Source organism: Pseudomonas sp. GW456-E7 (assembly GCF_059424105.1).
Genome location: NZ_JBWKZB010000028.1, coordinates 36,533 through 49,285, shown reverse-complemented (window position 1 = coordinate 49,285; position 12,753 = coordinate 36,533). Strand labels below are relative to the sequence as shown.

At 60.0% G+C, this 12,753-nt stretch carries 12 protein-coding genes; 6 read left to right on the top strand and 6 right to left on the bottom strand.

Annotated elements, in window-relative coordinates; genetic code table 11:
• Window positions 1-114: 114 nt before the first annotated feature.
• Window positions 115-975 carry a MurR/RpiR family transcriptional regulator gene (locus AC07YV_RS18300; protein ID WP_170948639.1) on the bottom strand — a complete coding sequence of 287 codons (861 nt, stop codon included), beginning with the start codon at window positions 973-975 and terminating at the stop codon, window positions 115-117.
• Window positions 976-1,203: 228 nt separating this feature from the next.
• Between AC07YV_RS18300 and zwf the strand changes: the two genes are divergently transcribed.
• From zwf to AC07YV_RS18285, 3 genes are read left to right on the top strand one after another with little or no spacing between them, the layout of a single operon-like run.
• Window positions 1,204-2,673, top strand: coding sequence for a glucose-6-phosphate dehydrogenase (gene zwf / locus AC07YV_RS18295; RefSeq protein WP_102700514.1), 1,470 nt, complete (start codon window positions 1,204-1,206; stop codon window positions 2,671-2,673).
• Window positions 2,660-3,373: a 6-phosphogluconolactonase gene (gene pgl / locus AC07YV_RS18290; protein ID WP_102700515.1), complete on the top strand. Its 714-nt coding sequence runs from the start codon at window positions 2,660-2,662 to the stop codon at window positions 3,371-3,373. Before zwf ends, pgl begins: the two co-directional genes overlap by 14 nt.
• A 17-nt stretch (window positions 3,374-3,390) precedes the next feature.
• Window positions 3,391-4,056, top strand: coding sequence for a bifunctional 4-hydroxy-2-oxoglutarate aldolase/2-dehydro-3-deoxy-phosphogluconate aldolase (locus AC07YV_RS18285; RefSeq protein WP_015096565.1), 666 nt, complete (start codon window positions 3,391-3,393; stop codon window positions 4,054-4,056).
• A gap of 315 nt (window positions 4,057-4,371) precedes the next feature.
• Here AC07YV_RS18285 and AC07YV_RS18280 read toward each other — a convergent pair whose 3' ends face one another.
• Together AC07YV_RS18280 and AC07YV_RS18275 are read right to left on the bottom strand one after the other, a co-directional pair.
• Window positions 4,372-5,553, bottom strand: coding sequence for an aminotransferase class V-fold PLP-dependent enzyme (locus AC07YV_RS18280; protein ID WP_102700516.1), 1,182 nt, complete (start codon window positions 5,551-5,553; stop codon window positions 4,372-4,374).
• A gap of 20 nt (window positions 5,554-5,573) precedes the next feature.
• Window positions 5,574-5,810 carry a DUF3820 family protein gene (locus AC07YV_RS18275; protein WP_003227425.1) on the bottom strand — a complete coding sequence of 79 codons (237 nt, stop codon included), beginning with the start codon at window positions 5,808-5,810 and terminating at the stop codon, window positions 5,574-5,576.
• Between the two features lie 202 nt (window positions 5,811-6,012).
• Between AC07YV_RS18275 and AC07YV_RS18270 the strand changes: the two genes are divergently transcribed.
• A complete protein-coding gene (locus AC07YV_RS18270; RefSeq protein WP_102700517.1) occupies window positions 6,013-6,480 on the top strand; it encodes a ferritin-like domain-containing protein in 468 nt (155 codons plus the stop codon).
• A gap of 125 nt (window positions 6,481-6,605) precedes the next feature.
• Here AC07YV_RS18270 and AC07YV_RS18265 read toward each other — a convergent pair whose 3' ends face one another.
• Window positions 6,606-7,076, bottom strand: coding sequence for a MaoC family dehydratase (locus AC07YV_RS18265; protein ID WP_095967928.1), 471 nt, complete (start codon window positions 7,074-7,076; stop codon window positions 6,606-6,608).
• A 42-nt stretch (window positions 7,077-7,118) separates the two neighbouring features.
• A complete protein-coding gene (locus AC07YV_RS18260) occupies window positions 7,119-8,063 on the bottom strand; it encodes an alpha/beta hydrolase (protein WP_102700518.1) in 945 nt (314 codons plus the stop codon).
• Between the two features lie 240 nt (window positions 8,064-8,303).
• Between AC07YV_RS18260 and fadD2 the strand changes: the two genes are divergently transcribed.
• Both fadD2 and fadD1 read left to right on the top strand, forming a co-directional pair.
• The gene (gene fadD2, locus AC07YV_RS18255; RefSeq protein ID WP_102700519.1) at window positions 8,304-9,992 is read left to right on the top strand and encodes a long-chain-fatty-acid--CoA ligase FadD2; all 1,689 of its coding nucleotides are present in this window, start codon (window positions 8,304-8,306) and stop codon (window positions 9,990-9,992) included.
• A gap of 384 nt (window positions 9,993-10,376) precedes the next feature.
• Window positions 10,377-12,077, top strand: coding sequence for a long-chain-fatty-acid--CoA ligase FadD1 (fadD1, locus tag AC07YV_RS18250; protein WP_102700520.1), 1,701 nt, complete (start codon window positions 10,377-10,379; stop codon window positions 12,075-12,077).
• Between the two features lie 165 nt (window positions 12,078-12,242).
• Here fadD1 and AC07YV_RS18245 read toward each other — a convergent pair whose 3' ends face one another.
• Window positions 12,243-12,620, bottom strand: a complete 378-nt coding sequence (locus AC07YV_RS18245) for a hypothetical protein (protein ID WP_008054262.1) — start codon at window positions 12,618-12,620, stop codon at window positions 12,243-12,245.
• Window positions 12,621-12,753 lie beyond the last annotated feature (133 nt).

Below are 12,753 nucleotides of genomic sequence, written 5' to 3'. Positions count from 1 at the left end.
TGGTGCTCCGTATACCGCCATCGCGAGCAAGCTCGCTCCCACATTTGGAATGCATTCCCCTGTGGGAGCGAGCTTGCTCGCGATGAGGCCATTCAGGGCGATGGAGATGCTGGATTAATTAAACTCATCCCCAACGGGATACCGGCTGGCATTCAAGCTCTCTTTGATCTTGCGCAAGTGCGGCTGGAAATCCACGCCCCGGCGCAACGTCATACCAGTGGCGAGCACGTCCAGCACGGTCAGCTGGATGATCCGCGACGTCATCGGCATGTAGATGTCGGTGTCTTCCGGCAGCGGAATGTTCAGGCTCAGGGTGCTGGCCTTGGCCAGCGGCGAGTTCTCGGCGGTCAGACCCAGCACCGAGGCGCCGTTTTCCCGGGCGATACGCGCCACTTCCACCAGTTCGCGGGTGCGCCCGGTGTAGGAAATGATCACGAACAGCTCGCCGGTATGGGCCACCGAGGCAATCATGCGCTGCATCAACACATCCGCGTGGGCGGTGACGGCGAGGTTGAAGCGGAAGAACTTGTGCTGCGCGTCCAGGGCCACCGGGGCCGAGGCGCCGAGGCCGAAGAAGTGGATCTGCCGGGCCTGGATCAGCAGGTCGACGGCGCGGCTGATCAGGTTCGGGTCCAGTGCCTGGCAGGCGCTGTCCAGCGAGGCGATGGCGCTGCCGAAGATCTTCTGGGTATAGGCCTCAGGATTGTCATCGGCCTCCACCGCGCGGCTGACGTACGCGGCGCCACTGGCCAGGCTCTGGGCCAGTTGCAGCTTGAGCTCGGGGTAGCCGCTGACGCCAAACGAACGGCAGAAACGGTTGACCGTCGGCTCGCTGACCGAGGCGGCCTGGGCGAGGGCGGCGATGCTGAAGCGGGTGGCCTGCTGCGGGTTGAGCAGGATCACCTCGGCGACTTTGCGTTCGGCCTTGTTCAGCTCTTCAAGGCGATTCTGGATCTGCTCCAGTAAATTTCGCACGCGGTCCATATAAGTATCCTTGATTCACCGGCGCGGATAAGCGCGCGGCTAATGCAAAAAGGGCCTTTGGTGAGGCCCATGACGGTGGCCTATCCTACTGATGGCTCCGACCGACCACCACTCGGAATCTGTATTTTGCGAAAATGTTGTGGTTATTACTACATTTTCCCTTGAGTGATGCCTTGAAAAAAGGTATTTGTAGCTTAACTTGATAAAAGAACAAACATCATGCTTTCGATTACGGTTGAACCGTGCACCTTTGCCTTGTTCGGCGCCCTTGGCGATCTGGCCTTGCGCAAGCTGTTTCCTGCCCTTTATCAACTCGACGGCGCCGGCCTGTTGCACGAGGACACGCGGATCATCGCGCTGGCCCGTGAGCCGGGCAGCGAGCAGGAACACCTGGCGTTCATCGCCTCCGAGCTGCGCCGCTATGTCGGTGCCAAAGAGCTGGACGAAGCCGTGGTCGAGCGTTTTCTGGCGCGCCTGAGCTACCTGCACGTCGATTTCCTCAAGTCCGAAGATTATGTGGCCCTGGCCGAGGTGGCCGGTACCACGCAACGGGTCATTGCCTACTTCGCCACGCCGGCCGCCGTCTACGGCGCGATCTGCGAGAACCTGGCCAAGGTCGGCCTGGCGCAAAACACCCGTGTGGTGCTGGAAAAGCCCATCGGTTCGGACCTGGAATCCTCGCGCAAGGTCAACGACGCCGTGGCGCAGTTCTTCCCGGAGAACCGCACCTACCGCATCGACCACTACCTGGGCAAAGAGACCGTCCAGAACCTGATCGCCCTGCGTTTCGCCAACAGCCTGTTCGAAACCCAGTGGAACCAGAATTACATCTCCCACGTGGAAATCACCGTGGCCGAGAAGGTCGGCATCGAAGGCCGCTGGGGTTACTTCGACAAGGCCGGCCAGCTGCGCGACATGATCCAGAACCACCTGCTGCAACTGCTCTGCCTGATCGCCATGGACCCGCCGGCCGACCTGTCCGCCGACAGCATCCGTGACGAGAAGGTCAAGGTACTCAAGGCCCTGGCGCCGATCAGCCCGGAAGGCCTGACCACCCAGGTGGTGCGCGGCCAGTACATCGCCGGCTACAGCGAAGGCAAAGCGGTGCCGGGGTACCTGGAAGAACCCAATTCCAACACCCAGAGCGATACCGAAACCTTTGTCGCCCTGCGTGCCGACATCCGCAACTGGCGCTGGGCCGGCGTGCCGTTTTACCTGCGTACCGGCAAGCGCATGCCGCAGAAGCTGTCGCAGATCGTCATCCACTTCAAGGAACCGTCGCACTACATCTTCGCTCCCGAGCAGCGCCTGCAAATCAGCAACAAGCTGATTATCCGCCTGCAGCCGGACGAAGGCATTTCCTTGCGTGTGATGACCAAAGACCAAGGCCTGGACAAAGGCATGCAGCTGCGCAGCGGTCCGTTGCAGCTGAATTTTTCCGACACCTGGAGCAGCGCACGGATTCCCGATGCCTACGAGCGGTTGTTGCTGGAAGTGATGCGCGGCAATCAGAACCTGTTTGTCCGTAAAGATGAAATCGAAGCCGCGTGGAAGTGGTGTGACCAGTTGATCGCCGGGTGGAAAAAATCCGGTGATGCGCCCAAGCCGTACGCGGCCGGGTCCTGGGGGCCGATGAGCTCCATTGCTCTGATCACGCGGGACGGGAGGTCGTGGTATGGCGATATCTGATTTGAAACTGCCGCAGGGCGTCAGCGCCCATGGGTTCAAGAGCCCGGTGCTGCTGGCTGAAAGCCTGGCACTGAACGTGGCGAAAAAACTGAGCGACGCGATCGACGCCCAGGGCACTGCGACCCTGGTGGTCTCCGGTGGCCGCAGTCCGGTGGCGTTTTTCCAGCACCTGGCCAAGCAGTCGCTGGACTGGTCGAACGTGGTGGTCAGCCTGGCTGACGAGCGCTGGGTGCCGGTGGAGCACGCCGACAGCAACGCGGGCCTGATCAAGCGTTATCTGTTGCAAGGTCCTGCGGCCAAGGCGCAGTTCCTGAGCCTGTACAGCGCCAGCGCCAACCTTGAACAGGCGGCGGAACAGGCCGATCGTTTGCTGTCCGAACTGCCGGTGATCGACGTGCTGATCCTCGGCATGGGCGATGACGGCCACACCGCGTCGCTGTTCCCCAACAGCCCGAACCTTGCCGAGGCATTGCAGGCCGATGGCGTCCGTCGTTGCTGGCCGATGCTGGCGCCGACCGTACCGCATCAGCGCCTGACCATGAGCCGCGCGCTGCTGGCCTCGGCCAAGCACAAGGTTCTATCGATTTCCGGTCAGTCCAAGCTGACCACCCTGAGTACCGCACTGGCCGGTGACGATGTCGCCGCCATGCCGGTGCGCGCATTTCTGCAACCCACGTTAGAGATTTTCTGGTGCCCATGAGCCAAGGAACAGCCGCTATGACAAACCCATCCCCGACCGTTTCCATGGCGGACAAAGTTGCCCTGATTGACAGCCTCTGCGCGAAAGCGCGGATCCTGCCGGTGATCACCATCGCCCGCGAGCAGGACGTCCTGCCGCTGGCCGACGCGCTCGCGGCCGGTGGCCTGACAGCCCTGGAAGTGACCCTGCGTTCGCAATTCGGCCTCAAGGCCATCCAGATTCTGCGCGAGCAGCGTCCGGAGCTGGTGACCGGTGCCGGCACCGTGCTGGATCGCCACATGCTGGCGGCGGCGGAAGCGGCGGGTTCGCAGTTCATCGTCACGCCAGGCATCACCCGCGACTTGCTGGAAGCCAGCGTCGCCAGCCCGATTCCACTGTTGCCAGGCATCAGCAATGCCTCGGGCATCATGGAAGGCTACGGTCTGGGTTACCGCCGCTTCAAGCTGTTCCCGGCCGAAGTCAGCGGTGGCGTTGCGGCCATCAAGGCGTTGGGCGGCCCGTTCGGCGAAGTGAAATTCTGCCCGACCGGCGGCGTGGGCCCGGCCAACATCAAGAGCTACATGGCGCTGAAAAACGTCATGTGCGTGGGCGGTAGCTGGATGCTTGATCCGGAGTGGATCAAGAACGGCGACTGGTCCCGCATTCAGGAATGCACCGCCGAGGCCCTGGCGCTGCTGGACTGATCGCTTCACCCTACACTTCGTTGTGTGTTCTACGGCTTTACGGTGCGCTTGGTCGGTGCACCGTTTTTTTTTTGCCCGAAAAAAATGGCCTGGATCGGCTCATACCCCCTGTGGGAGCGAGCTTGCTCGCGATGACGGTGTGACAGTTTGCATGGGTGTTGAATGACACGACGCCATCGCTCCCACAGGTTCGGCGCTAACCCTTGTAGGAGCGAGCCTGCTCGCGAAAAACCCGAGGGCGACACTGGGCATCAGGTTTCACCCGCTATCGTTCACGACCATCGCGAGCAAGCTCGCTCCCACAATGGTGAGTGTTCAGCGCAGTTCTTTCAGCGCGATGATCAACTGCTGCATATGGTCGGCAGTGCTGGTCAATCCCGGTGTCACGCGGATGCACGGCCCGCAAGCCGCGCCACTGCGCACCACGGTGAACAGGTTGTAGTCGTTGAGCAGCCTTTCGACCATCACCTGTTGATCGGCCTGTTGGGTAAAGCGCATCGAGGTGATGCCGCAATACAGGCGCGGGTCATCCGGAGTCAGGACTTCAACGCCCGGCAACCGCCGCGCCGCACTGACCCACAGGTTGCGCAGGTAATTGAGCCGCGCGCCCTTGGCCGCGGCGCCTCCCATCGCCCAATGTTCTTCGAGCACCAGCGGCAAGGTCAGCAGCGCCGGGATGTTGGGGGTGCTGTACGAGGTTCGGGCGCGGGTGTCAGTGGGCGGGAAGTGCATCTCGCCCATGTCCGGGTCGATGTCGGCCAGGCGTTCGGGGGCGATGTAGATAAAGCCGAGCGTCAGCGGTGCACCGATCCACTTGTGCAGGTTGTAGCCGGCGAAGGCGATGCCCAGTTCGGTCAGGTCAAATTCGAGTTGGCCGAGGGCATGGGCACCGTCGAGGATGACGTCAATCCCCTGTTCCTTCGCCGCGGCCGCAATCGCCTGCACCGGCATCACCAGGCCCGTGCGATGGGTGACGTGGGTCAGGGCCATCAGCTTCAGCCGTGGGTGCCGGGCGAAGGTTTCGCGGTAGGTGTTCAGCAGGCTGTCGAAGGTGGCCGGGTGTGCGTGCTCGATTTCGATCACTTCAACGCCGCGATTACGCGCCAGCCAGTGCATGGCGCCTTTGACCGTGTCGTATTCCAGATCGCAAACCAATACCTGATCGCCGGGCTGCAGCCGGTTGTAGTTGCGGATCAGCGACTGCAAGCCTTCCGACGCGTTGCGGGTCAGGGCGATGCTGTTGGCGGGGGCGCCAATCAACCTGGCCAGCTGCGCGCGGATCTTCAGGCTGTCGCCCTGTTCGAAGCGTTGGCGTACGTACACCGAATTGCTGCGATTGATCAGCTCGATGTTGCGTTGGTACTCCTCGACGACCGTGCGCGACATGCGTCCGAAGTAACCGTTCTCCAGGTTGAGCGGGCCGGGTTCGACATCGTAGCGGTCGGCAAAGGTTTGCCAGAAGGCTTCATCACGGGCGCGGCGGGTGTTGTCAGGCATGAGGGTGCTCGGTAGGTGATTCAGTGACGCGGGGCCGGTTTGCCGTGTTTGGCGCGCAGCGGTTCGAGCAAGTCCGACAAACCGTTGTGATCGATTTCCTGCATCAGGGCCAGCAAGCCGCCCAATTCGCCGTGAGGGAAACCCTCCCGGGCAAACCAGTTCAGGTAAGGGCCGGGCAGGTCGGCAATGATTCGACCCTTGTATTTGCCGAAGGGCATTTCACGGGTGATCAGCAGTTCGAGCTTTTCAGGATTCATCGATCGGTCGTCTTGATTCAGTCAGTCTGGAAAATACAGGCATTCTGCATGCAGGCCAAATGACAGATCATGCAAATAAAACGGATACAGATTTTTGGCTAATGGATAACTGTTTGAAAAATAACGAATAGTTAAACGATTCCGAGCTGGCATGCAGGGTGCAGTACTCATTGCATCTTTCATCCACCGAAGGAATTGAAAAATGACTGACATGAATAAAGAAGCGATTTCTGTACTCAATGACCTGATTGAAACCAGCAAGGACGGTCAGGCCGGGTTCAAGACTTGCGCTGAAGACATCAAACACCCTGAACTCAAAACCCTGTTTATCAATCGTTCGACCGATTGTGCGACGGCCGCTGCGGAGTTGCAGTCTGCGGTGCGTTCGATGGGTGGCGATCCGGAAACCTCCACCAGTGTCAGCGGTGACCTGCACCGTCGCTGGGTCGACGTGAAGTCGATGTTCACCGGCAAGGACGAGGAGGCCGTGCTCAATGAAGCCGAGCGCGGTGAAGACCATGCTTTGAAGGCTTATAGGGACGCCATGGAGAAAATCAACAAGCACAACCTGGTGGGCATTCGTGACCTGGTTGAGCGCCAGTACCATGGCGTGCAACGCAATCACGATCAGGTCAAGGCCCTGCGTAACCAAGCGCGTGCGCGTTCGTAAGCCTGGCCGAAACCACTGTGGGAGCGAGCTTGCTCGCGATGAGGGCCTGACATTCAACATTGATGTTGACTGATCTGGCGCTATCGCGAGCAAGCTCGCTCCCACATTGTTTTTTAACTGGTCAATCAGCCGATGCTGATCGCCGGCAGCTCCGTCAGCGTCACGCTCTGTTGCTTGCGCGGCGCGAGGATTTCCGCTTCGCCATCCACCACCAGTTCATCCCGCTGATTGAACACGCGAGTGGCGATGCGTACGCGAAACTTCGGCAGCTTTTCCAGAATTTCCAGGCGCACGGTCAGGGTGTCGCCGATCTTCACCGGTTTCTGAAAGCTCATGGTCTGGCCGATGTAGATGGTCCCCGGTCCAGGCAATTCGCAGGCGACCGCCGCGCTGATCAACGCACCGCTGAACATGCCGTGGGCGATGCGCTCCTTGAACATGGTGCTGGCGGCGTATTCGGCATCCAGGTGCACCGGGTTGTGATCGCCGGACATCGCGGCGAACAACTGGATGTCACGCTCTTCGACCGTCTTGCTGAAGCTGGCGGTCTGGCCCACTTCGAGGGCTTCGTAAGGGGTGTTGGTAACCTGGGTCATCTGTCTCAATTCCTGTGACGAATTAAAAAATCCACAAAAAAACTATTCGGACCGGTGCGGTCGAGGGGTGCTCAAGACCTGGGCGATCCAGTTCAGCACATCGGCGACGATTTCATCGCGGTTGCTCTCGTTGAACAGTTCATGCCGGGCCTGCGGGTAAACGGTCAGTTGCAGGTGCTGGCTGCCGGCCGCCCGCAACGCGTCGGCCAGATCCTTGAGACGTTTGCCTTCGCTCACCGGATCACATTCACCGCCAATCACCAGCAGCGGCAGGCCCGGGTCGATCTGGGCGAGATTGGACGCTTTGCTGATTTGCTGCAAGCCACCGAGCAAATCGATCCACAGTTGATTGGTGCAGCGGAAACCGCAGAGCGGGTCGTTGACGTACAGGTCGACCTGCGCCGGATCACGGCTGAGCCAGTCGAACGGCGTGCGTGCCGGTTTGAATTTGTTGTTGAACGAACCGAACGACAGCCATTCGATCAATGCGCTGCGTCCTTTGCCGCCCTGGCGCAGGCGTTCGAAACGGGCGATTTGCCGTGCCGCGCGATAAAGCGCCACGGGCTGGAAGTTCGAACCGCTGAGGATGGCCCCGTGCAGACTGGCACTGTGGTGCAGCAGATAGGCCTGGGCGATGTAACTGCCCATGCTGTGACCGAGCAGCACGATCGGTATGCCTGGGTGCTGCTGGCCGATGTGCTGGTTGAGGCACGCCAGGTCGCTGACGACCTTGCACCAGCCGTCGTCATCGGCGAAATGCCCCAGGGTCCCGTTTTCGGCAGTTTTGCCATGTCCACGCAGGTCCGGCGCACACACACCGTAGCCCTGATCACAGAGTTTTTCCGCAAGGGCTCCATAACGGCCGCTGTGTTCGGCCATGCCATGGGCCAGCAGAATCATTGCCTTGAGGCTGCCGTCGGGTAGCCACTGGTTGACGAAGAGGCGGCTGTGGTCGCTCGTGGTCAGCCAGAAAGTGTCATGGATCATGGCGGTTCCTTTGCACTGAGTCGTTGCATTGTATAGCGCATCCCGTTGCATGCGTCTGATCAGCCCACAGCAAGGCAGGAAGATTCACACGGTCAATGACGGCGTTGGGCATATTTGCCTGAATCGCCATAGCTGCTAGTGTCCGTGAAGCTCCGCTTTTCGCTTTCTGCCTTTGAGGGATCAGGGAGAAATGACAGAAAGGCGGTCCCCGGATAGATTCAGGTAAAGAGGACAAGAACAATGCAACCTGATTTCTGGAATGACAAACGCCCGGCCGGCGTCCCCCTGGATATCGATCTGGGTGCCTACAAGTCGGTGATCGAGGTGTTCGAGCGTTCCTGCAAGAAGTTTGCTGACCGCCCTGCGTTCAGCAACATGGGCGTGACCCTGACCTACGCCGAACTGGAACGCCAGAGCGCTGCTTTCGCCGGCTACCTGCAAGCCCACACCGACCTGGTGCCGGGTGACCGCATCGCCGTGCAGATGCCCAACGTCCTGCATTACCCCATTGCCGTGTTCGGCGCCTTGCGCGCCGGGTTGATCGTGGTCAACACCAACCCGTTGTACACCGCGCGGGAAATGCGTCACCAGTTCAAGGATTCCGGTGCCCGGGCGCTGGTGTACCTGAACGTGTTCGGCCAGAAAGTCCAGGAGGTGCTCCCCGACACCGACATCCAGTACCTGATCGAAGCGAAGATGGGCGACCTGATGCCCACCGCCAAGGGTTGGCTGGTCAACACCGTGGTGAGCAAGGTCAAGAAGATGGTCCCGGACTATTCCTTGCCCCAGGCCGTTTCTTTCAAGAGCGCATTGCGCATGGGCCGTGGCCTGGGCATCAAGCCGCTGAAGGTCGGCCTCGACGACATCGCCGTGCTGCAATACACCGGCGGCACCACGGGCCTGGCCAAGGGCGCGATGCTGACCCACGGCAACCTGGTGGCGAACATGCAGCAGGCACGGGCCTGCCTCAGCCAGTCGGCCAGCGACGGTCAGCCGCTGCTGCGTGAAGGCCAGGAGGTGATGATCGCGCCGCTGCCGCTGTACCACATCTATGCCTTCACAGCGAACTGCATGTGCATGATGGTGACGGGCAACCACAACGTGCTGATCACCAACCCACGGGACATCGCCGGCTTCATCAAGGAACTGAAGAACTGGCGGTTCTCGGCGCTGCTGGGGCTCAACACACTGTTCGTTGCGCTGATGGATCACCCGGATTTCAAGACCCTGGACTTCTCCAGCCTCAAGCTCACCAACTCCGGCGGCACTGCGCTGGTCAAGGCCACCGCCGAGCGCTGGGAACAACTGACCGGTTGTCGCATCACCGAAGGTTACGGCCTGACCGAAACCTCACCGGTGGCCTGTACCAACCCGTATGGCGAGCAGTCCCGGATCGGCACGGTCGGCCTGCCGGTGCCGGGCACCACGCTGAAAGTCATCAGCGATGACGGCGTCGAACAACCTTTGGGTGAACGCGGCGAGTTGTGCATCAAGGGCCCGCAGATCATGAAGGGCTACTGGCAAAAACCTGAAGCCACGGCCGAAGTGCTGGATGCCGAGGGCTGGTTCAAGTCCGGTGACATTGCGGTGATCGACCCGGACGGTTTCGTGCGCATCGTTGACCGCAAGAAGGACATGATCATTGTCTCGGGTTTCAACGTGTACCCGAACGAAATCGAAGACGTGGTGATGGCTCACCCGAACGTCGCCAACTGTGCGGTCATCGGTGTGCCTGACGAACGGTCGGGGGAGGCGGTGAAGCTGTTCGTGGTGGCCCGTGAAGCGGGCGTCAGCCTTGAAGAGCTGAAGGCTTACTGCAAGGAGAACTTCACGGCGTACAAAGTACCGAAGCACATCGTGCTGCGTGAGTCGTTGCCGATGACGCCGGTGGGCAAGATCCTGCGGCGGGAGTTGCGTGATATCGCCTGATCGGTGAATGGCCGCGCTTCGCGCGGATCGCGGGCAAGCCACGCTCCCACAGGTTCATTGTTGTGCACACACTTTGTGTACGGCGCGAACCTTGTGGGAGCGGGCTTGCCCGCGATGCTTTTCGGCGTACGCTAGAGCCCCGAATTCCGTGGCTTTCAGGGCTTTATAGGTTTTTTGCTCTAAAATGACTGCTTGCAAGTCTTGAGTCACAAATGTGACCGTAGAGGCCGCTTTTGGCTCTAGTCGACCCTTGGCAAAGCTGCTACTCTCGGCGCGCTTTGTGACTTCTCGGCCTTCTATCAGCCAGATTCACCAATGACCAAACACCAATAATAATCGCATCAAATGCGGTGCTGAATTCGCGTTGCTGAGGAGTGGGCTTCCATGATCGAAGACTTTTGGAAGGATAAGTACCCAGCTGGAATTGCTGCCGACATCAATCCAGACGAGTATCCGAATATTCAGGCAGTGTTGAAGCAATCCTGCCAACGCTTCGCCAACAAGCCGGCATTCAGCAACCTGGGCAAGACACTCACCTACGGTGAACTGTACGAATTGTCCGGTGCGTTTGCCGCTTATCTGCAACAGCATACCGATTTGCAGCCTGGCGATCGAATCGCCGTGCAACTGCCCAACGTGTTGCAGTACCCGGTTGCCGTCTTCGGCGCCATCCGCGCCGGGCTGATCGTGGTCAACACCAACCCGCTGTACACCGCGCGGGAGATGGAACACCAATTCAACGACTCCGGTGCCAAGGCCCTGGTCTGCCTGGCCAACATGGCGCACCTGGCGGAAACCGTGGTGCCGAAAACCGGCGTCAAGCACGTGATCGTCACCGAAGTCGCCGACCTGCTGCCGCCGCTCAAGCGCCTGCTGGTCAACAGTGTCATCAAGTACGTGAAGAAGATGGTGCCGGCCTATCACTTGCCAAAAGCCGTCAAGTTCAACGACGTGCTGAGCAAAGGCCAGGGCCAGCCAGTGGCGGAAGCCAATCCGGCCAGCAGCGATGTCGCGGTGCTGCAATACACCGGCGGCACCACCGGTGTGGCCAAGGGCGCGATGCTGACCCACCGCAACCTGGTGGCGAACATGCTGCAGTGCAAGGCGCTGATGGGGTCCAACCTCAATGAAGGTTGCGAGATCCTGATCACACCGCTGCCGCTGTACCACATCTATGCCTTCACTTTTCACTGCATGGCGATGATGCTGATTGGCAACCACAACATCCTGATCAGTAACCCGCGTGACCTGCCGGCGATGGTCAAGGAACTGTCGAAGTGGAAGTTCAGCGGCTTCGTCGGTTTGAACACCCTGTTCGTGGCCCTGTGCAACAACGAAGGCTTCCGCAAGCTGGACTTCTCCGCGCTGAAAGTCACCTTGTCGGGTGGCATGGCCCTGCAACTGGCCGCGGCCGAACGCTGGAAGGCGGTCACCGGTTGCGCCATCTGCGAGGGCTACGGCATGACCGAAACCAGCCCGGTGGCCACGGTCAACCCGATCCAGAACATCCAGATCGGCACCATCGGCATTCCGGTGCCGTCGACCCTGTGCAAAATCGTCAACGATGCCGGTGTCGAACAACCGATGGGCGAAATCGGTGAACTGTGCGTGAAGGGTCCGCAGGTCATGAAGGGTTACTGGCAGCGCCAGGAAGCCACCGATGAGATCCTCGACAGCGAAGGCTGGTTGAAAACCGGTGACATCGCGCTGATCCAGCCTGATGGCTACATGCGCATTGTCGATCGCAAGAAAGACATGATCCTGGTGTCCGGTTTCAACGTGTACCCGAACGAGCTCGAAGACGTGCTGGCGACCCTGCCGGGCGTGCTGCAATGCGCGGCCATCGGTGTGCCGGACGAGAAGTCGGGCGAAGCGATCAAGATTTTCATCGTCGCCAAGCCAGGCGTGACCCTGACCAAGGAACAGGTGATGGAGCACATGCGCGCCAACGTCACCGGCTACAAGGTCCCGCGCTCCGTGGAGTTCCGCGATGCACTGCCGACCACCAACGTCGGCAAGATCCTGCGTCGTGAATTGCGCGATGAAGAGCTGAAGAAGATCAACGCGAAGAAAGCCACCGCGTAATCAACAAAAAGCCCCGCAGATGCGGGGCTTTTTTTGTTTGTCTGAAAGCTCAGTGGTGTCTGTCAGACCGCTTTCGCGAGCAAGCCCGCTCCCACATTTGATCGCATTCCTCCTGGAGGAACCCGGTTAAATGTGGGAGCGGGCTTGCTCGCGAAGCTTTTGCTTTTATTGGCGAAACGGCGCGAAGTTGACGTTGGTGCCCGCCGGGCGCATGTCTTGCAGGAAGGAGTCCTTGTCGGCGCTCAGTTCCAGGCTCAATGCGGCCTTGCGCTTGCCTTCATTGCGTACCACCAGCCCCTCGAGCTTCTCGCGCAGGAACACGGTCGGCACTTTCAGGTGCAGCAGTTCGTCGGTGGCCGGCGTGTGCATCAGCAGGTGGATCCACTCGTACTGACCGATTGCCAGGCGCGTCACCGGGAGGTCGAACCACCAGATGTTGCGATTACGGTTCAATTCGGCGAAGTGGCAGTTGTTGACGCCAAGCACAGCACCGCCGAGTTCCTGGTTTCTGCGGGCAATGGCCTGCTTTTTATCGAGTTTCATAACATTCCTACGGGATTGGATCTTCAGCGCCATGGCCTGAACGTGTTGCGCATTCTCGGGGGTTGGCCCGCAAACATAAAGCGCAACCTGCACTGAACGATGAAATGTCGTGGTGAAAATAAATGAAACTCCC

Excerpts from the sequence above, each read along its gene's own strand:
- AC07YV_RS18285 (WP_015096565.1), top strand. The coding sequence starts at position 3,391 with ATGACAAACCCATCCCCGACCGTTTCCATGGCGGACAAAGTTGCCCTG.
- zwf (WP_102700514.1), top strand. The coding sequence starts at position 1,204 with ATGCTTTCGATTACGGTTGAACCGTGCACCTTTGCCTTGTTCGGCGCC.
- AC07YV_RS18260 (WP_102700518.1), bottom strand. The coding sequence starts at position 8,063 with ATGATCCATGACACTTTCTGGCTGACCACGAGCGACCACAGCCGCCTC.
- pgl (WP_102700515.1), top strand. The coding sequence starts at position 2,660 with ATGGCGATATCTGATTTGAAACTGCCGCAGGGCGTCAGCGCCCATGGG.
- AC07YV_RS18245 (WP_008054262.1), bottom strand. The coding sequence starts at position 12,620 with ATGAAACTCGATAAAAAGCAGGCCATTGCCCGCAGAAACCAGGAACTC.
- fadD1 (WP_102700520.1), top strand. The coding sequence starts at position 10,377 with ATGATCGAAGACTTTTGGAAGGATAAGTACCCAGCTGGAATTGCTGCC.
- AC07YV_RS18270 (WP_102700517.1), top strand. The coding sequence starts at position 6,013 with ATGACTGACATGAATAAAGAAGCGATTTCTGTACTCAATGACCTGATT.
- fadD2 (WP_102700519.1), top strand. The coding sequence starts at position 8,304 with ATGCAACCTGATTTCTGGAATGACAAACGCCCGGCCGGCGTCCCCCTG.
- AC07YV_RS18275 (WP_003227425.1), bottom strand. The coding sequence starts at position 5,810 with ATGAATCCTGAAAAGCTCGAACTGCTGATCACCCGTGAAATGCCCTTC.
- AC07YV_RS18265 (WP_095967928.1), bottom strand. The coding sequence starts at position 7,076 with ATGACCCAGGTTACCAACACCCCTTACGAAGCCCTCGAAGTGGGCCAG.
- AC07YV_RS18280 (WP_102700516.1), bottom strand. The coding sequence starts at position 5,553 with ATGCCTGACAACACCCGCCGCGCCCGTGATGAAGCCTTCTGGCAAACC.